At 70.8% G+C, this 17,560-nt stretch carries 18 protein-coding genes; 9 read left to right on the top strand and 9 right to left on the bottom strand.

All coding sequences use genetic code 11. The annotated features are described in order from the left end of the window. Positions 1–62: 62 nt before the first annotated feature. Positions 63–1,316, bottom strand: a complete 1,254-nt coding sequence (locus tag Q1A98_RS15420; protein WP_299575131.1) for an FAD-binding domain-containing protein — start codon at positions 1,314–1,316, stop codon at positions 63–65. A gap of 19 nt (positions 1,317–1,335) precedes the next feature. Next, on the bottom strand, positions 1,336–2,340 hold the full coding sequence (locus Q1A98_RS15415; RefSeq protein ID WP_299575129.1) for an aldo/keto reductase family protein: 1,005 nt from the start codon (positions 2,338–2,340) through the stop codon (positions 1,336–1,338). 352 nt (positions 2,341–2,692) lie between these two features. On the opposite strand from Q1A98_RS15415, the gene Q1A98_RS15410 reads away from it, so the two are divergent. Next, positions 2,693–3,454, top strand: a complete 762-nt coding sequence (locus Q1A98_RS15410) for a hypothetical protein (protein WP_299575128.1) — start codon at positions 2,693–2,695, stop codon at positions 3,452–3,454. On the opposite strand, the gene Q1A98_RS15405 is transcribed toward Q1A98_RS15410, so the two are convergent. Next, on the bottom strand, positions 3,442–4,125 hold the full coding sequence (locus Q1A98_RS15405) for an HAD-IA family hydrolase (RefSeq protein ID WP_299575126.1): 684 nt from the start codon (positions 4,123–4,125) through the stop codon (positions 3,442–3,444). The genes Q1A98_RS15410 and Q1A98_RS15405 overlap by 13 nt on opposite strands. Positions 4,126–4,224: 99 nt before the next feature. Here Q1A98_RS15405 and Q1A98_RS15400 point away from each other — a divergent pair, with 99 nt between their 5' ends. Continuing rightward, a complete protein-coding gene (locus tag Q1A98_RS15400; protein ID WP_299575124.1) occupies positions 4,225–5,205 on the top strand; it encodes a 2-oxoglutarate and iron-dependent oxygenase domain-containing protein in 981 nt (326 codons plus the stop codon). Between the two features lie 20 nt (positions 5,206–5,225). Here Q1A98_RS15400 and Q1A98_RS15395 read toward each other — a convergent pair whose 3' ends face one another. From Q1A98_RS15395 to Q1A98_RS15385, 3 genes are all read right to left on the bottom strand, one after another. Further along, on the bottom strand, positions 5,226–6,539 hold the full coding sequence (locus Q1A98_RS15395; RefSeq protein ID WP_299575123.1) for an alpha/beta hydrolase: 1,314 nt from the start codon (positions 6,537–6,539) through the stop codon (positions 5,226–5,228). 56 nt (positions 6,540–6,595) lie between these two features. Further along, on the bottom strand, positions 6,596–7,036 hold the full coding sequence (locus Q1A98_RS15390; protein ID WP_299575121.1) for a hypothetical protein: 441 nt from the start codon (positions 7,034–7,036) through the stop codon (positions 6,596–6,598). A 139-nt stretch (positions 7,037–7,175) separates the two neighbouring features. Beyond that, a complete protein-coding gene (locus tag Q1A98_RS15385; RefSeq protein ID WP_299575119.1) occupies positions 7,176–8,117 on the bottom strand; it encodes a dienelactone hydrolase family protein in 942 nt (313 codons plus the stop codon). Between the two features lie 292 nt (positions 8,118–8,409). On the opposite strand from Q1A98_RS15385, the gene Q1A98_RS15380 reads away from it, so the two are divergent. Next, positions 8,410–8,685 carry a GlsB/YeaQ/YmgE family stress response membrane protein gene (locus Q1A98_RS15380; protein ID WP_299575118.1) on the top strand — a complete coding sequence of 92 codons (276 nt, stop codon included), beginning with the start codon at positions 8,410–8,412 and terminating at the stop codon, positions 8,683–8,685. 49 nt (positions 8,686–8,734) lie between these two features. Continuing rightward, complete coding sequence (locus Q1A98_RS15375; RefSeq protein ID WP_299575117.1) at positions 8,735–9,964, top strand: hypothetical protein; 1,230 nt, start codon at positions 8,735–8,737, stop codon at positions 9,962–9,964. 12 nt (positions 9,965–9,976) lie between these two features. On the opposite strand, the gene Q1A98_RS15370 is transcribed toward Q1A98_RS15375, so the two are convergent. Beyond that, positions 9,977–10,429 carry a MarR family transcriptional regulator gene (locus Q1A98_RS15370; protein ID WP_299575116.1) on the bottom strand — a complete coding sequence of 151 codons (453 nt, stop codon included), beginning with the start codon at positions 10,427–10,429 and terminating at the stop codon, positions 9,977–9,979. Positions 10,430–10,523: 94 nt separating this feature from the next. Between Q1A98_RS15370 and Q1A98_RS15365 the strand changes: the two genes are divergently transcribed. From Q1A98_RS15365 to Q1A98_RS15350, 4 genes are all read left to right on the top strand, one after another. Then, entirely contained in the window at positions 10,524–11,834 is a 1,311-nt protein-coding gene (locus Q1A98_RS15365) for an MFS transporter (RefSeq protein WP_299575115.1), read from the top strand. Between the two features lie 151 nt (positions 11,835–11,985). Continuing rightward, positions 11,986–12,531, top strand: coding sequence for a hypothetical protein (locus Q1A98_RS15360; RefSeq protein WP_299575113.1), 546 nt, complete (start codon positions 11,986–11,988; stop codon positions 12,529–12,531). An 11-nt stretch (positions 12,532–12,542) separates the two neighbouring features. Then, positions 12,543–12,980 carry a hypothetical protein gene (locus Q1A98_RS15355; RefSeq protein ID WP_299575111.1) on the top strand — a complete coding sequence of 146 codons (438 nt, stop codon included), beginning with the start codon at positions 12,543–12,545 and terminating at the stop codon, positions 12,978–12,980. A gap of 78 nt (positions 12,981–13,058) precedes the next feature. Then, positions 13,059–14,363 (top strand): hypothetical protein, encoded by a 1,305-nt coding sequence (locus Q1A98_RS15350; protein ID WP_299575109.1) that lies wholly within the window; start codon positions 13,059–13,061, stop codon positions 14,361–14,363. Here the strand turns inward: Q1A98_RS15350 and Q1A98_RS15345 are convergent. Then, positions 14,338–15,846, bottom strand: coding sequence for an alpha/beta hydrolase (locus tag Q1A98_RS15345; protein ID WP_299575107.1), 1,509 nt, complete (start codon positions 15,844–15,846; stop codon positions 14,338–14,340). The genes Q1A98_RS15350 and Q1A98_RS15345 overlap by 26 nt on opposite strands. Then, complete coding sequence (locus Q1A98_RS15340) at positions 15,843–16,139, bottom strand: hypothetical protein (RefSeq protein WP_299575106.1); 297 nt, start codon at positions 16,137–16,139, stop codon at positions 15,843–15,845. Before Q1A98_RS15340 ends, Q1A98_RS15345 begins: the two co-directional genes overlap by 4 nt. A 420-nt stretch (positions 16,140–16,559) precedes the next feature. On the opposite strand from Q1A98_RS15340, the gene Q1A98_RS15335 reads away from it, so the two are divergent. Beyond that, on the top strand, positions 16,560–17,558 hold the full coding sequence (locus Q1A98_RS15335; protein ID WP_299575384.1) for a sulfate ABC transporter substrate-binding protein: 999 nt from the start codon (positions 16,560–16,562) through the stop codon (positions 17,556–17,558). The last annotated feature ends 2 nt before the right edge of the window (positions 17,559–17,560 follow it).

The following is a 17,560-nucleotide window of genomic DNA, read 5'->3' as shown; positions in this document are numbered from 1 at the left end:
GGCGGTGGGTTTTGGCCCACTCGGCGAGTGGTTTTGGCACGGTCGGCGAAGTGACCCCGGGGTCAGCGGGGGGCGCCGACTGCTTTGCGCCAGGCGCTGAACGAGCGGACCGGGGCGCGCTTGGGGTGGACCAGCCAGGGCCAGGGGTGGACCTCGGTGGGCTGCAGCCGGTCGGCGATGCGCGTGTATCCGGGAACCGGCGCCCAGGTCGACGCCAGCGATCGGCCCTCGAGTTCGTCGGCGACAATTCCGCGACGGACCTCGACCTCGCGTCGTTCAGCGAGATCGCCGAGGCACTCGGCGAGGAACACCAATCGCTTGCCCGACAACCGGAGTCGACGCAACAGCGGCTCGTCGAAGACGAACACGGCGGGTCGGGACTCGTCCACCGCGAGAGCAGGATCCGAGTCACCCAGGGACTCCGCCGTGAGCCACACCGCGTCGGCCTCGCCGCTGTTCGACGGTTCGTCCGGCCCCGACGGGATGTCCTCCGGACCGAGGTACGGACCGTCGACGGGGGCGCCGTGGTCGTCGGACGGCCAGTCCTGGATGGGGCAGTTGGAGTTCAGCGAACACTGATCGCACAGCTTCGGGGACCGCTTCTTCACCTGCCATCGACTGAATCCGTAGGGCTTGCCCGACCCGGTGCCCACGGTCCACTGCCAGCCGAGGCGGTTGGCGGCGCGGGATCCATCGATCAGGTGAGCGAACATCTCGTCCTCGCCGTCCCGCCACGTCGCACCGACGCGGACGGTCCACTGGGACGCCGCCCACATGCGGGTCTGATTGACCAGCCAGCCGTTCTCGTGGAGTTCGTCGACGACGAGGTCCATGCACGTCATCTCGCGCGGCCAAGGATCGCCGCCGAACGGGCGGTCGCCGGCGGGCAGGTCACGACGCGGCTGCTCGTAGCGCAACGCCTGCCCGAGGTCGGTGCCGACGCGGGAGTAGAGGTGCCGCGCGTACTCCTGCCACAGCAGTTCGTCGCGGTACTTGGTGCGGTCACGGCCGGGCGCGCCCGACACCGCGTCCCACACCTCGGGCAACGGCGTGAGGCCGTGCCGGATGTACGGGGACATGCGGCTCGCGCCGCGACGGGCGACCGGCAGGACCTCGTTGCGACGGGACGCGTACCCGGTGATGTCGAGCGCGCCGAGCGCGATGTCGGCGGCGGTCTGCCCGCCGGTGAACGCCCCGGCTGCGATGTCCGTCGGCTCCTCGCGGGCGAGGTCGCCGAGGTGCTCGGTGACCCACGCGACGGACTCGGCGTGGTCGCCGTCGGGGCGGGGCGGCGGTGGCGTCGGGAGGGCGGTCACCCTCCCGACAACACCGTCGTCAGGCCAAACGCTTCCCGGGGCTGCGCGTGAGCTCGGGGTCGGTGATGATCGCGTCGCCGAGCGCGGCGTCGATCCGCGACAGCACGTCGGCGTCGAGTGTCACCTCGGACGCCTTCACGTTCTCGATGAGCTGTTCGGGCCGCGACGCACCGACCAGCGCGGCGGACACGTTGTCGTTGGCCAGGACCCACGCCACGGCGAGCTGCGCCATCGTGATGCCGAGGTCGTCGGCGATGGGCTGCAGGTCCTGCACGCGGCTGAGCACGTCGTCGGTGAGGTAGCGCTTGATCATCTCGTCGCCACCCTTCTCATCGGTCGCGCGTGACCCGGCCGGCGGCGCCTGACCCGGCTTGTACTTGCCGGTGAGCACGCCCTGAGCGATCGGCGACCACACGATCTGCCCGATCCCCAGTTCACGCGAGGTGGGAACCACCCGCTCCTCGATGACCCGCCACAGCGCCGAGTACTGCGGCTGGTTCGAGACGATGGAGAAGCCGGCCTGGCGGGCCAGGGTCTGGCCGGCACGCAGCTGGTCGGCGGTCCACTCCGACACACCGATGTAGAGCGCCTTGCCGGACCGGACGACGTCGGCGAAGGCCGCGATCGTCTCCTCCAGCGGCGTCTCGTGGTCGTAGCGGTGCGCCTGGTAGAGGTCGACGTAGTCGACGCCGAGGCGGCGCAGCGAGTTGTCGATTCCCTCGCGGATGTGCTTGCGCGACAGTCCCGTGTCGTTGGGGCCGCGCTCGCCGACCGGGAAGTAGACCTTGGTGAAGATCTCGAGACCCTCGCGGCGCTGCCCCTTCAGGGCGCGGCCGAGCACTTCCTCCGCGGCCCCGTTCGCGTAGACGTCAGCGGTGTCGAACGTGGTGATCCCGGCGTCGAGCGCCGCGTGGACACACTTCTCGGCGACGTCGTTCTCCACCTGCGAACCGTGCGTGAGCCAGTTGCCGTAGGTGATCTCCGAGACCTTGAGACCGCTGCTGCCCAGATACCGATACGCCATGCGTGTCCACCGCTTCCGTTCGCTTCTCGCCCGACCGGGGTCGGGCCCGTGCACTGCCCGAGGGTAGGCGCGTACCCCGAAGTTGCGATCAGGTCGGACGAAACGGGCACCGGTACGCCACGACAAACGTGAGCATGGCTATCATGATCGGGCTGCGATCGCGCGACGCCACGCCGAGAGCGGCGAGGAAATCTGTCGGACCCCGTCCGTACGGTCCTGTCACGAGAGGGCACCGATGAACGCACCGACGTCTCGAGCAACGCCGAGATGTCCTGCGCCCGTTCCGAAGTGCCCCCGCGCCACGCGACCCGTACCCGGATCGCCCCTCCCCTGACGAGATCGGACCGACACCATGGACGACCCTGGCGACCCCTGGGTACCGCCGACGCACATCCTCGTGCGTGAGCCGACCGACGCGTCATACGTCATCCCGTCATGGATCGAGGTGGGCAACCGCGTCATCGGGGTGGTGGCCACACACTTGTGGGCGATCGACGGCGTCTACGAGCTCGTCAGCCCAGAGCTACGCCGAACCACTCCGACCCTGCAGGCGATCGAGCCCTTCGTCGACCATTGTGGGGTCTCCGTGCCGGCGGTCGAGGCTCGCGTCCGGCGGGCACTCCCACGGTTCACGGCGACCCTCGAGGTCGGATGGGCCGATCTGACCATCGCCGCGGTACGTGCCGAGACCGTGTCACCCACGCCGTGGCACCGCGTCGACCAGAGTTGCGCCGCTGACAGTTTGACCGACTACGACGCCGCCATCGCCCGGACGTGGGGGTGCAACATGTGCGGCCGGGACCCCCGCACCGAGTTCACCCCGCGGTTCGAGGCACACCGCACCGGCATGCGCATCGACGCTCGCATCGACCTCGACATCACCGTCGCCGTATGTCCGTCGTGTCACGAGATCCTGCATCAGCCCCTCGCCCCCACAGCGTCGGAGCTGATGTACGGCTTGCGGCCACCGTGCCCGAGCTGCGCGGCGCGGCACGCCGACGTCGTCGCGGTGAATCACTCGGACGCACCGCTACCGATCGGCGTCACCGCATCGTCGGCGCCTCCCGACGAGGTTCCCGACTTCCACTGCGGGAACTGCGGTCACGAGTGGTGACGGGTCAGCTCGGGGACGAGGTCGATGAACGACGCGACCGTGTGGTCGGGTGAAACGAAGGCGTCGGGGTAGGCCACACCGTCGCGGTTGATCCATGCGGTCTGCAGTCCGGCGCGCCGGGCGCCGTCGAGGTCCCACGGGTGCACCGCGACCATCAGCGCCTCCCCCGCCTCGACGCCCGCGGCCTGCAGCCCGTGCCGGTAGGACGTCGGCCCCGGCTTCCACGTGGCGGCGTCGGCGACGGACAGGTAGTCGGTGATCGCCGGGCCGGCGTCGGTCGACTCGAGAAGGCGCCGGGCGACGTCGGCCGACCCGTTGCTCAGCGTGTAGACGCGCAGCCCGGCGTCAGCGAGCGCGACGATCCCCGGCACGACGTCGGCGTGGGGCGCTGCGTCGATGAACGCCTGCAGCAGCACGTCGGCCGTGCTGTCGAGATCGCCCCGCGACGGGTCGGCGAGCCACAACATCGACCGCAGCTGGTCACGACCCAGGTCCGCGAACGACGCGTTCTCACCGAACACGGCCAGCGCGAAGCCGTCGCGGAGGACCGAGAGGTACCAGATCCGCACGTCGTGTCGCTGCAGACCGGCGTCGACGAACGCCGGTTCGACCGACGTGAGGTCGGAGAGGGTGTCGTTCACGTCGAGGAACGCGACGGTCGGCCGGGCCATGGGATCTCCTTCGATGGGCTCGCCACTTGTCTACCCGCGTCCCGATCAGCGCGAGGCGAACCCGGGCGTCCGCCTCGGACGCGACCTACGCTCGGAGCTGTGTTGCCGCTGATCTCGCTGACCGACCTCGAGACGGCCGGCGGCCGTGCCCATCTCGCCGAGGTGTCGCGGACCGTGGGGTTCTTCTACCTCACCGACCACGGCGTCCCGGACGCCGTGCAACAGCAGATGGTCGACGTCGCGGGCCGGTTCTTCGCGCTGCCGCAGGCCGACAAGGACGCCATCGCGATGGTGAACAGCCCGCACTTCCGCGGGTACAACCGGCTCGGCGGGGAACTGACGAACGGCCGCGTCGACCGTCGGGAACAGATCGACATCGCACCCGACCGCGACCCGATCCCCGACGCCGTCGGACCGATGCGACTGCAGGGCCGCAACCAGTGGCCGGCCGCGCTGCCGGAACTGCGGACCGTGGTCGTCGAGTACCAGCACGAGCTGGCGCGGGTGTCGCGGACGCTGCTCGGGCGGTGGGCAGAGGCATTGGGCGCCCGATCGGACTTCTTCGACGACGCGTTCGCGCTGCCGGCGACCCTGATGAAGGTGGTGCGCTATCCCGCACGTCCGGTCGGCGAGGACGGCTTCACCGATCAGGGAGTCGGCGCGCACAAGGACTCGGGCGTGCTGACGGTGCTGCTGGCGCAGGAGGGTTCGTCGGGCCTGCAGGTGGAACGCACCGACGGCGCCTGGCTCGAGGCCACGCCGCAGCCGGGCACCTTCATCGTCAACATCGGCGAGATGCTCGAGGTCGCCACCGACGGGCGGCTCGTCGCCACCCGTCATCGCGTCGTCACCCCGCCCGGCGCCCCCGAGCGGCTGTCGATCCCGTACTTCTACGCGCCGTCGCTGGACGCGGTGATGCCTAGGATCCCCACCCGGGACGGCGGACCGTCTCGGATCACCGACGACCCCGACAACCCGCTGTTCGACAGCTACGGCCAGAACACGTGGAAGAGCCGGACCCGCGCGCATCCCGACGTGGTCGAGCGCTGGTACCCCGACGAGGTCGTCGCCCGGGCCTGATCAGATCCCGAACGCCCGCCTCAACACCGTCCGAGGTCGGTGTCGGGCGGGCGCACGGGCTCGGCCCCGACGAGCGCGCGCTCCTCGTCCGCGCCAACCCCTCGCAGGCGCGGCAGGAGCCACTCGTAGATCGAGTCGTCGTTCAGCAGGGTGAAGTGGTTCGCCGAACTGATCGCGAAACCGTCCTCGTCACGGAAACCGATGTGACGCTTCTTGTTCCGGCCGATCGCGCTGGGCGTGAGCACCAGGCCGTCGCCGACGACTCGCCCGAGCGGATGACGGGCGTTGCGCGTGATCGTCGCCGAGACGAACAGGTGCGTCGCGTGGTCGACGAGAGGCACCTCCTCGACCGCTGCGACACGCAGCGCGTCGAGGTCGCGGCCGGACCAGTCCTCGTCGACGAGGGAGCCGTGGAAGAGGTCCCGCACGCCGGCGCTGCGGCGGCGGAGCAGGTGGGCGAACGGCCGCGACTCCGGCACCAGATGCAGTGCGGCGGCGAGGTAGTGGACCGATCTCGCGAGCGGTGCGCCGAGGTGGGGCGAACCGAGCGACACGACGGTCTCGACCGAGCGCACCCAGTCGGCGCCCTCGAGCCCGGCGCGGTGGCACGCGGAGCGCGCGACGAGACCGCCCATCGAATGACCGATCAGCGTGATGGTCCGGACGGGGATCGGCCACGCGTCGACCAGCGTCGTCATCAAGCGGTCGAGTTCCCGCCCGTTCTGCGAGATGTGCCGACCGGTGTTGTAGCGGACCTGGATCTCCGTCGCACCGACGTCCTCGGCGAGCCGCGCGCCGTAGGTGGGCCGTCCGCCAATGCGCCAGGCGGCCTCCGTCTCCATCAATCCGTGCAGGAAGACGACGAGATGGTCGGTGGCGGTCGGGAATGCATGCCGGAGAGCGTCGGGCATGGGTGGGATCATCGCCCCGTCGACGCGCACCGCCATGGGTTCGGCCAGCGGGCTGCGGGCGGCGTGGAGCTCGTCGCCGATGAGGCCGTTGATGGCAGCGATGAGCGCCCCACCCTTCACGGTCTGCGAGGGCGGGCGACCCCAGCCGTCGGCGGACTGTCCGGCGACCTCGGACGCGGTGTCGCAGACGGCGGCGATGGTCGAGTAGGTACCGCCGGCGATCGCGTCGTGCACGAGCTTGGCCGGGGCCACGAAGTCGGCCAGACCGACCGGGCGCAGGCCGAGCCGGAAGCCGGTGAACAGGTGTTCGCTGACGGCCGAGTGCACCTTCGCGATCCCGGTGGTCGCGTCCCCGAGCTCGGCGAACGCGAGCCGCCCCATCTCACGGAGCTCCGTCCGCCGCTGCCGCTCGAGCGTGTCCATGCGATTGAGAGTACAGGTGTTCACTCAGCCTGGTCGAGTACGGAATCGATCGTTGCTCAGCCGCGCAGTTCCGCCCAGGCCCCCGTCGACCACAGCGCCCACGCGACGAGGACCGGCTGGAAGACGAGGCGGAGTGCGCGAGCGCGGTCGGAGTTCAGTCCGAACCCGTCCCGGTGGTGGCGCCACTGGGCGAGGTTGCCGGGGACGATCGCGACGAAGAACAGGGCCAGGAAGAGCCCGACCGCGGCACGACGGCTGCGCAGCACGATGAGCGACCCGCCCAGCGCGATCTCGACGACACCCGACGCGAGGACGACGTCGTCGACGGAGAGTTTCGTGACGCGCGGGACGAACCGCGGCACCTGGGCGCGGAACTCCTGCCGCGCGAAGGTCAGATGTCCGATCCCGGCGAACACCATCGCCGATCCGAGCGCGACCCGCCCGATCTGCTGGGCTCCGGTCTCGGGGGCGGAGGTGGGTTGGAGGAGAGCAGTCATGATCTCGGTCTACCGCACGTCCGCTCGGCGGAGAGTATCGGCCCGCTCGGCGAGGGGTTTTGGCACAGTCGGCGGGATCTACCGCACGGTCGGCGGGATCTACCGCACGGTCGGCGAGGAGTTCTGGCCCGCTCGGCGGTCAGGCGAGGTACTTGCCGAACCAGTCGAGCGCGCGGCCCCACACCTCCGTGGCCGCGGCCTGGTTGTAGCGGCCACCGGTGTCGTTGAAGAAGGCGTGGTCGACGTTCGGGACGGTGAGGATCTCGTGGGTCAGCCCGGCCCGGGTGAGCGCGGCCTCCGCCTCGGCGCGTCCGGCGTTGACGCGGTTGTCGAGACCCGCGTAGACGGCGAGGACCGCGGCGTTCTTCGAGCCCGCGAAGTCGTGGTCCTGCGGGAGCGGCCCGTACAGCGGGATCGCGGCGGAGAGCTGCGGTTCGCTCGAGGCCAACAGCGACCACACCTGACCGCCGCCGAAGCAGAACCCGATGACGCCGACCTTCTTCCCGGGAACGCGGCGCTGGAGCTCCGCGATCGCCGACTTCTCGTCGGAGACGAACCGCTGGTTGGGGATGGTGCCGAGGGCCGCGGTGGCCCTCGCGGTGTCACCGAACGTCGACGTGCCGCCCTCCTCCGAGAGCAGGTCGACGGCGAGCGCGGCGTAGCCGGCGCCCGCGAGACGTCCCGCGATCGACGCGATGTGCGGGGTCAGACCCTTGTTCTCGTGGATCACGAGGACGACGCCCTTCGGGTTCGCCGCCGCGGCGTAGGCGCCCTGCAGCTCGCCGTTCTGACCGGGGAACGTGATGGTCCGCGTGGGCAGCGCGGCCGCGGCGCCCGGCGCGTCGGGGGATCCCGACGACGTCGTCGTGACCGCCGACCCGGAGGATCCCCCCGGCGCCGCGGACGAGGACGTCGCACTCGCCGACTCGCCCCCACTGCTGCACGCAGCGAGGACACTCGACGCGGCGGCCGCCGACAGGCCGAGCATCCCGAGACGTCGGATCGCCTCCCGGCGGCCGAACATCCCGTCGGCGTGGTCGAGCGCGATCTCCTCGGCGATGTACTGCGTGAACTCGGCCATCCTGCACTCGCTTTCGCCGCCCCGGGAGTGTCGGTACGGGTGGGGCGTCACCCGCCCCACCCACCGTGCCAGAGCACCGCGCGGCACGCGGGCCGTTGCCGATTCGTGACCTCATCCGACACGGCGACACGATCTGGTGCCGTTCGGCGCGCGGGGGTTCCCCGCCACCGACGGCGCGACGAGACTTGCCCTGCACGGCCGTCATCGGGGAGGACCAGACACGTCGACCCGTGGTCCCGGTCGGGCATCCCCGCTCGGTCGGACGACCGGGCGCACGCAAAGGAGCGTCATCATGATCGGCACCATCATCAGCGCGATCGTCGTCGGTTTGATCGTGGGCGCCCTCGCGCGCCTGATCCTCCCGGGCAAGCAGAACATCGGGGTGATCATGACGATCATCCTGGGCATCCTCGGATCCCTGATCGGATCGTGGGTCACCTACAAGGTCGGCTACAACAACAGCAACGGCGGGTGGGAGGTCGTCCCGTTCGTCGTCGGCATCGTCGTCGCAGCGATCCTCATCGGACTGTTCGTCGCCGCGACCGGGCGCCGCTCCGTCAAGCGCTGACACACCGCACCATCCCGCTTCACCCGTCCATGACCGAGGAGGTCACGCCATGACCACGAGCACACGGTTCGATGCCGCGCTCGAGGCCGCGTGGCTCGACTTCCGGACGGGCCTGGCCGACCTCCTCGTCGACGTCGCCGTCGACGAGGAGGTGGTCGTCCGGTGGGCGCACGACGCGTCCTCCCCCTGGACTCCCCTGCTGTCCTTCGTCGGCACCGGCGCGCGCCGTATCCGCTGCACGGTGGTGCGCGGCGATCTCTCCGCCGACCAGACCGCGGTCCTCATCGGCGACGGGTGGCGGCGTCTTCGTGACGGCCGCGTGATCCTCGAGGTCGGACGTCGTCGCGTCGACGAGGTGTGCGCCGCGGCCACCGACGTCCTGCGCGAGGTGTGCGGCGTACTGCACCCCACGTTCCTCGACCCCCTCGACGCCGACACCTCGCACCACGCGACGATCCAGCGATCGTCTCGGCGTGATCCCGGAACCGCCGCGACCGCGTCCACGGCGCATCCCGTCGCCGACACCGAGCACCTCCAGGAGCTCCTGCTCGACACCCTCGCCGCGCACGCCGACGACGCGTTCGTCGACGCCGACGGCGACATCCGCGTGCACATGGGGACCCAGACCATCCAGCTGCGCGTTCACCCGGCGCGACCGGTCGTCGAGTTCGTCGCGTGCGTCGCGGCGGTCTGCGTCGACGACCGCACCGTGAACGAGATCGTCGTCGCCGAGGGAGCCCGCTGGACCGGTGTCGCGGTGCACGTGCTCGACGGACACGTCTGGGCCACACAGCGTCTCGTCGTCCCGACGTTCGTCGCCACCAACGTGATCGCCGCGATCGAGTCGTGGCGGGACTTCCTGCGCGACGGCGCGCCGGCGATCACCGCCCGCATCGCCGACGCCGCCGACCCGATGGCCGCCCGCCGCGGGCGCGAACCCACACCCGACCAGGTCGAGCGACTCCTCGACACGATGACCGCGCTCACCACGGTGGGCGCCCCGCTACCCGCCGCGGGTGTCGCGCGCCTCTGCGACAGCAACGCGATCATCGCCCGCCGGTGCCTGATCACCGGGGCTCGGCGGCTTCTCGCGATCGGGGCGGCGAAGCGACAGGCGGCCGACGAGGGCGACACCCCGCTCGCCGGCAGCCTGGAAGAGGACCGCCAGGTGTGCCGGACCATGTTGATGTCGGTCAGCGGCGCGGTCGACCTCCTGCGCGAACGCGACGTCCGGTCCGCGACGGGCCGTTCCCGCGATTCCGGCGGCGCGACGCGCTGACCCGACCGCCCGTCACCCCGTGGCGGTGGTGGTGTCCTCTCGATGGGCGGCGCGGATCTCGCGCACGCGACGCAGCGCGCCGACCGCGTCGGCGAGCGCCGCGCGATCCTCGTCCGACAGCTCCGCCAGGGTCGACGACACCAGGTCGGTACCGATGCGTCGGCGATGCGCGACGTACTCCCGTCCGGCCTCGGTGACCGTCACCAGGGCCGCCCGCCTGTCCCGCGGATCCGGCCGGCGTTCGACGAGCCCGTCGCGTTCCAGCGACGTGACCAGCGCGGTCATCGACGGCTGTGCCACACCCTCGGACGCCGCGAGCTCGGTGACCCGACGGGGGCCGCGCCGCGCCAGCGTCGACAGCGTCGCCACCGAGGTCAGGCTCAGGTCCCGGGGCATCTGTCGCACCACCTCGGTGGCGAGCGCATAGACGGCTTCCCCGATCTCCTCCGTCAGCACCTCGCTCATGCCGGTCAGCATAGGACTCCTTCAGACCATTGCATAGACGATTTATATAGAGTACCTATGGAAGCACCACAGTCGTCGAGTCAGGGGTGTCACCGTGTCGCACTCGTCCGGATCGTTCACCGACGCATTCCGCCAGCCGAAGGCGGTGTGGGCGGTCGCGTTCGCCTGCGTCATCTCCTTCATGGGCATCGGTCTCGTCGACCCGATCCTGCCCTCGCTGTCGTCGCAGCTGAACGCGTCGCCGTCGCAGGTGACGCTGCTGTTCACCAGCTACCTCGTGGTCACCGCGGTCGCGATGCTCGTCACCGGCTGGGTGTCGAGCCGCATCGGCGCGAAGCGCACCCTCATCGCCGGCCTGGTGCTCATCGTGGCGTTCGCCGCCCTGGCGGGCTTCTCGGGCAGCATCGCCGAGATCGTGGGCTTCCGCGCCGGATGGGGGCTGGGCAACGCGCTGTTCATCGCGACGTCGCTCGCGGTCATCGTCGGCTCGGCGTCGGGCGGCTTCGGCGGGGCGATCATCCTGTACGAGGCGGCGCTCGGTGTGGGTATCGCGTCGGGTCCGCTGCTCGGTGGACTGCTGGGCAACATCTCCTGGCGCGGTCCGTTCTTCGGGGTCGCCGTGCTGATGATGATCGCGCTCGTCGCGACCATCGTGCTGGTCCCGGCAACCCCTGCGCCGCAGACGAAGTCGTCGATCAGTGAGCCGATCACGGCGTTGCGTCACCGCAGCCTCGCGACCACCAGCGTCACCGGGCTGCTCTACAACTGGGCGTTCTTCACCATCCTCGGGTACGCCCCGTTCCTCATGGGCCTGTCGGCGCTGAAGCTGGGCGCGGTGTTCTTCGCCTGGGGCATCCTCGTCGCGATCTTCGCCGTGTTCGGTGCACCGATGCTGAAGGCGCGCTTCGGGACCACGCACACCCTGTACGGAGCGCTCAGCGGCATGGTGATCGCCTGCCTGCTCATCGGCATCTTCTCCGACAACCCGGCCGTCGTGATCGGCGCGACCATCGCGTCGGGAATCGTGGTGGGCCTGAACAACACCCTCGTCACGACCGCCGTCATGAGCATCGCGCCGGTCGAGCGGTCCGTGGCGTCGGCGACGTACGGGTTCGTTCGCTTCATCGGCGGCGGCCTGGCGCCGTTCGCGGCGGGCAAACTCGTGGAGCATTTCAACGCCCACGTCCCGTTCGTCCTCGGTGCGGTCACCGCCCTGCTGGCCGCGGTGGTGCTCTTCACGGTCCGTCGCGACATCGACGCCGCCGACGTCGAGGAGACGCAACCCGTGTCGCACGAGCGCGCGGACGCCGAGCGTGCCGTCGCGCAGGTACCGGCCGACGCATCGGAGGCGGTGCTCGCGCGCGAGGCCCTCGCCGAGGACGAGCGGTACGCGTCGCGTCCCTGACCTGTCCGAGATCCGCATCCTGAGCGGTCGCCGCGGTCACCACGACCGCGGCGACTGCCGTCGGTGCAGATCGCGGACAGACCGTCGTGCGATCGCGTGAATTTTTGCGGCGCGAAGTAACGGCGGAGCGTCCGTATCCGACGATCTGGACATGATCCGTACATCCGTCCTGTCGACGCCTGCTCGCCGACGCATCACGACCCTGCTGATGTGGGCCACGATCGCGGTGTGGTCGGTGCTTGCCATCGCCGGACTCTCCGCGTGCTCGACCGGCGGCTCCGACGGTGCGGGCACCGCCTCGTCGAGTTCGTCGGTGTCGCTCAGCCCGTCCACGTCGTCGACGTCGGCGACACCGGCGTCGGCGCCACCGACAACCGACGCCCCCGTGACGACGACGACCGCGCCTGCCGTCACCCCCACCGACGTCGCCCCGACAGGGGTGGACTACTCGCGCTGCACCAACCGCACGAACTACGCCGGCGACCCGCGGTCGAACGCCGAGATCAACTCCATCGGCGAACGCACCGGCACCTGTCCGCCGGTCATCACACCCGGCACCCTCCCCAGCGTCGACTACTCGCGCTGCACCAACCAGACGAACTACGCCGGCGACCCGCGGTCGAACGCCGAGATCAACTCCATCGGCGAACGCACCGGCACCTGTCCTCCTGTCCTGACCGCCCCACCCACCCCCTGAGAGGAATCACCATGACCACACTCCGAGGTCTCGTCGCCGCCGTCGCCACCGTCCTGGCACTCGGCCTGGGCCTGGTCGGCGCCGGAACAGCCGCTGCCGCACCGGCTCCGCAGGTCATCACCCTGCACCCCGGGGGCAATCCCGGACAGCGGGTCGACGCGGCCGTCGACCACGGTCACGGCACGATCACCGTGCTGCAGCGCTTCCTCATCGAACCCTCGCAGCTGACCGTGGCGTGGGTGAACCTCCGCACCGGCGCCGCGGGCAGCACCGGTCTCCCCGATCGTGTGGCGCCGGCAAATCCACTCGACTACCCCGACCGTGGCGCTGTGCTGCGCACCGGAACCGGCCCTGTCGCGCTCGTCGTCTACGGGCCGTTCCCCCCGCAGACCGGACTCATCCCCACGCCGAGCTACATCCTCCCGATCCCGCATCTGTTGACCGTCTGAGACGAGTCGGACTGTCGGACCCGATCGCTACCTTCTCCCCATCACCACGACGGTGCACACGGGGAAGGGAGGGCGATCATGGACGACTTCGACGGCGCGGTCGAGGCGGGGTGGCGACGGTTCACCGTCGACCTCGGCGACCGGCTCGCGACGATGGAGCCCGGGGACTCCCACGTCATCCGCCTCGACTTCCTCTGCGACGAGGGACTGTCACGCGAGCACCCGCCGTTCGTCGTGATCACCCCCCACGGCACGACGCGCGTCCGTGTCACCGTCTGCAACGCGACGGCCGCCGAGGACGCGATCCTCGCCGAGTGGGGATGGCGTCCTCGCGGCACGTTCCCGCGCACGATGGAGGCCACCCGGCGACGTGCCGACCGACTCGCCCGGTGCACGGTCGACGTGCTGCGCGGCGTGTTCGCGGTCGCGGACGCCAGCTTCGTCGACGGCACACCGGCCGCGTCTCCCGCACCGATCGCCGGTGGGCGCCCCGACAGCCCGGAAGCGCTGCAGCACATGGTCGACGCGACCATCGCCGAGATCTCCGGTCACCCGGTCAGCAAGGACGCCGACGGCGACATCCCGATGCCCACCGCGGTCCCGTCGTGGCTGCGCGTCAGCGAGGACGAGGCTGCTGTCGAGGTGTTCTGCACCCGTATCTGTTCCGGTGACGCGGTCACCGCCGAGATGCTGTTCGGCGTGGCCGACCGCTGGCCGGGCGTGGCCGTCACCGTGCGGTCGGGTGCCCTGGTCGCGCGGATGCGGATCGAGGCCGCGGACTTCTCGCCGGCGAACCTGCGGTCGGAGCTCACCCGATGGTTCACGTTCCTCGAGAAGGGCACGCAGGAGATCCGCGACGCCCTCGACGAGGTGGAGGCCGGGGCGCCGGGCGAGTGCGACGACGTCGCGCCGGAGTCGCCGTCGATGATCCGAACATCCGACGTCACGACGACAACCGGCCGTACGGTGACGCTCCCGGTGCAGCTCGAGGCACTCCTGCTGGTCGCGACCACGCAGTCCGCGGCCCTTCGGCCGGACCAGGTCGCCGGGGTGATGGAACGCGATCGCGACGTCATCCTGCGGTGCCACCGGGTGTGCATCGGTCAGCGGGACGAGTGGGAGACCGCCGCCGACGCCGCGGCCGACCGAGACGACGTCGAGGAGGCCCACGCGTGTCTCGTCGAGTCGTGGAGGTGGGAGGACGTGGCCCGCTCGCTGCGCGGGGCGTTGCGGGTGGTCCTGATCGACCGACGACGCACCCCGTCGCGGACGGTGGACCCGCGTCGCCGGGAGGAGCACAGCCACGAACACCGCCCCCGCGATCAGCGCCCACCGCGGGATCAGCGTCCGCCGCACCTCAGCGATCCCCGCGACCGGCGATGACCGCACCCATCGCCGCGAGCGTGGGCGAGTCTGTGTCCCAGTAACCCGAGTGGTTCTCGATCCCGTAGCGACTGTGCGGATCCCACGGCGGATCACCCGGTGCCGACGGCAATTCCCGCGCACCGAACAGCGGTGACGTCGGGTCGCGACCGAGCACGTAGGGGGACGCCAGACGGATCGGGTCCCGGTCGGCCGTGACGGCCCAGACGTGGTCCGGGACAGACCCGGGGGCCACCCCCGCGAGGTGCAGGCCTGCCGCCGTCGCCACGCCACCGGCACCGGGACTCGCGACCAGGATGACGTCGGAGGCGTCGATGCCCTCGGGCCGGGACGCCGTGACCCCGACGACGGTGCTGCCGTAACTGTGCCCGATCACCGTCTGATGCGCGGCTGCCCCGACGTGCGTGGTGCGCAGGTCCGTGGTCAAGGCGGCGAGACCGGACGCAGCGGCGCGCGCCGCGGACGGACTCGCGGCCGTCGCTAGATCGGGTGGGGCGGAGTAGTCCTGCCACACGACCACGCTGGTCGCCGTGCCACCGCCGGCCGCAGTTCGCAGGCGGTCGGCACGATCGAGGTTGGTCGACAGCGACGCGAGCGTCGTCCCTGTCCCCGGGACCATCACGGCCACATCGCGCGCGATGTCCGGGTCGCCGACGGCCACGACCGCCCGCCCGTCGTCGCGCAGTGTGAGCAGGAATCGATCGGGCTGGGACAGTCGGCGTCGGAGCGCGCGCTGCGCGGCGGTGGTCGTGCGCGCCGCCGACAACCGCACCCGGTTCAGCCGGTCGCGGTCGGCGACGGGGATCCCGGCCCGGTTGCCGATCTCCGGATCCGCAGCAGCCCAGGCCATCCGCTGACCCACCGAGGCGGCGCGCCACACCCGGGCGACGGCGGCCGGCGGACCGAGCGGAAGCGCGCGTGGCAGGACCGACCCGGTGTCGGCGGCCACCGCAGGCGCCACTGCGTCGAGCGCGGCGGCGAGGGACGCATCGGCCTCGCGCGCCGCGCCGATCAGCCGACGCAGGGTGTCACCGTGTCCAGCCGCGTTGATCGACGCGATCGACTGCGCGAGAGCGGTACTCGCATCGTGGGGGACGTCGGCCGGTCGGCGCCCGGGCTCGGTGTCGACCCGACCGTCGACGTCGACCCGGTAACCATCGGTCTCCAGCGCGCGCAGGAACGCGGCCGCGGCCGCCACCGTCTGCGTGAGCTCCGGACCCCCTCGGCGCACCGCGGCGATCACCTCCTGCGCCGCCATCGCGGCACGGGCGGCATCTGCCCGTCGTTCCTGCAGCGCGGCCCGGTGGGACTCTGCCGCGGTCCCCGTCCACCGCTCGGCGACAGCGTCCGACCCGCGCACCACCGCGGCGATCCGCTCGTCGCAGCGGTCGACGAGGGTGTCGAGGGCGACCGCCACCTCGTCGAGACGATGGGTGTCACGGCTCCATCCGGCGACCACGGCGACCGACGGCGGGACCGTCACCCGCCACCCCGCCGCAGTCCGTCAGCGCCGGCGGCATCGGTCTCACGCAACTCCGCCGCGCCCCACGCGGTTCGGCGGCCCAGATCCTCGACCCGCTCCGCGACGTGCGCCAGCGCCAGCGCGATCGCGTCGACGCCGCGGCCCAGCGCGTCCGCGGTCAGGGAACCCGCGAGCTCACCGGGGTGCAGTCCCACGCCGCGCGGATCGACGGCACCGAGATCGGCACCGACCGCCCGTTGCACCGCGGCGAACTCGACCACGGCATCGGCATCCATCCTCAACCCGTCCGGCATGTCGTCACCGTAGGATCGTCAACCGATCACGCCGGCGCTGAGCGCGATCGACGACGGTGCCTCTGTGGATCCCCGTCGATCGGTGCAGATGCCCCAGATTGCGATCAGCGGGATTCTGACGCTTGCGGGATCACCCGCGCCCGTTCCGTCGCCCACATCCCTCATCGTGCGTCGGGGTGTGAACTGCGGCTATCCCGGGACGACACCGCGCCACGTGCACCACCGCCCAGAAGTTCGCTCTGCACAGTACTTTTCGGCTGCCGGTGGCGCCGTCGGTCTCTGCTAGCGTCCCTGCTCGAATCGGCGACCTCCGCCGGGTCGCCCGCGTCGGCACCCCGACGTCCCCCTCCTCCGACGGATCCTTCATCGGACCCGGCAACGAAAGGTGCTCGTGTGACGCGATCACGGATTCTCGCCCCGATGGTGGTCGCCCTGGCCGCGACCGTGGGACTCACCGCATGCGGTGGCGGCACCAGCGACAGCGCGGACGGCGGCGGCAGTCAGGCCGCGACGACCACGACGCTCTCGCTGGTCGGCTACGCGGTCCCACAACCCGGGTTCGAGAAGGTGATCCCCGGCTTCCAAGCGACCGCCGCCGGCAAGGGTGTCGGCTTCAACCAGAGCTACGGTGCCTCCGGCGACCAGTCGCGCAAGGTGGTCCAGGGTCTCGCCGCCGACGTCGTCGCGTTCTCCGTCGAACCCGACGTGACCCGACTCGTGACGGCCGGCAAGGTCGACGCGTCGTGGAACACCGGCCAGTACAAGGGCGTCGGATTCGGCTCGGTGGTGTCCCTCGTCGTGCGCAAGGGCAACCCCAAGAACATCCGCACCTGGGACGACCTGCTGCGCCCAGGCATCACGGTCATCAGCCCGGACCCGCGCTCGTCGGGGTCGGCGAAGTGGAACCTGTTGGCGCCCTACGCCGCGGCGAGTGACGGCGGCAAGAACAAGCAGGCGGGCATCGACTTCGTCAGCAAGCTCGTCACCGACCACGTCAAGGCCCGCCCCGGCTCGGGTCGTGACGCCTCCGATCTCTTCCTGCAGGGCTCCGCCGACGTCCTCATCTCCTACGAGAACGAGGCCATCAACCTGCAGCGCCAGGGCAAGGACATCGACTTCATCGATCCCCCGACGACCTTCAAGATCGAGAACCCCGTCGCGGTGGTGAAGGGCAGCCACGAGACGCAGGCGAAGGCCTTCGTCGACTACATCACCTCGTCCGACGGGCAGAAGCTCTGGGCGCAGGCCGGTTTCCGACCGGTCGACCCGCAGGTGGCGAGCGAGACCGCCGGCCAGTTCCCGAGCCTCGGCACCGTCTACACGATCAGCGACCTGGGCGGGTGGAAGACGGTCGACAAGGAACTCTTCGACAAGCAGAACGGTCTGCTGACCCAGGTGTACGCCAAGGCGACCGGATAGTG

Origin of the sequence: uncultured Williamsia sp., assembly GCF_947494875.1 — a bacterium.
GTDB lineage: Bacteria > Actinomycetota > Actinomycetes > Mycobacteriales > Mycobacteriaceae > Williamsia_A.
This window is presented reverse-complemented; position numbering and strand designations above follow the sequence as displayed.

Bases quoted from the DNA above. Each gene is read 5' to 3' on its own strand.
- Q1A98_RS15410 (WP_299575128.1), top strand. From the start codon at position 2,693: ATGGACGACCCTGGCGACCCCTGGGTACCGCCGACGCACATCCTCGTG.
- Q1A98_RS15355 (WP_299575111.1), top strand. From the start codon at position 12,543: ATGACCACACTCCGAGGTCTCGTCGCCGCCGTCGCCACCGTCCTGGCA.
- Q1A98_RS15380 (WP_299575118.1), top strand. From the start codon at position 8,410: ATGATCGGCACCATCATCAGCGCGATCGTCGTCGGTTTGATCGTGGGC.
- Q1A98_RS15390 (WP_299575121.1), bottom strand. From the start codon at position 7,036: ATGACTGCTCTCCTCCAACCCACCTCCGCCCCCGAGACCGGAGCCCAG.
- Q1A98_RS15340 (WP_299575106.1), bottom strand. From the start codon at position 16,139: ATGCCGGACGGGTTGAGGATGGATGCCGATGCCGTGGTCGAGTTCGCC.
- Q1A98_RS15350 (WP_299575109.1), top strand. From the start codon at position 13,059: ATGGACGACTTCGACGGCGCGGTCGAGGCGGGGTGGCGACGGTTCACC.
- Q1A98_RS15385 (WP_299575119.1), bottom strand. From the start codon at position 8,117: ATGGCCGAGTTCACGCAGTACATCGCCGAGGAGATCGCGCTCGACCAC.
- Q1A98_RS15370 (WP_299575116.1), bottom strand. From the start codon at position 10,429: ATGAGCGAGGTGCTGACGGAGGAGATCGGGGAAGCCGTCTATGCGCTC.
- Q1A98_RS15405 (WP_299575126.1), bottom strand. From the start codon at position 4,125: ATGGCCCGGCCGACCGTCGCGTTCCTCGACGTGAACGACACCCTCTCC.
- Q1A98_RS15395 (WP_299575123.1), bottom strand. From the start codon at position 6,539: ATGGACACGCTCGAGCGGCAGCGGCGGACGGAGCTCCGTGAGATGGGG.
- Q1A98_RS15375 (WP_299575117.1), top strand. From the start codon at position 8,735: ATGACCACGAGCACACGGTTCGATGCCGCGCTCGAGGCCGCGTGGCTC.
- Q1A98_RS15335 (WP_299575384.1), top strand. From the start codon at position 16,560: ATGGTGGTCGCCCTGGCCGCGACCGTGGGACTCACCGCATGCGGTGGC.
- Q1A98_RS15415 (WP_299575129.1), bottom strand. From the start codon at position 2,340: ATGGCGTATCGGTATCTGGGCAGCAGCGGTCTCAAGGTCTCGGAGATC.
- Q1A98_RS15360 (WP_299575113.1), top strand. From the start codon at position 11,986: ATGATCCGTACATCCGTCCTGTCGACGCCTGCTCGCCGACGCATCACG.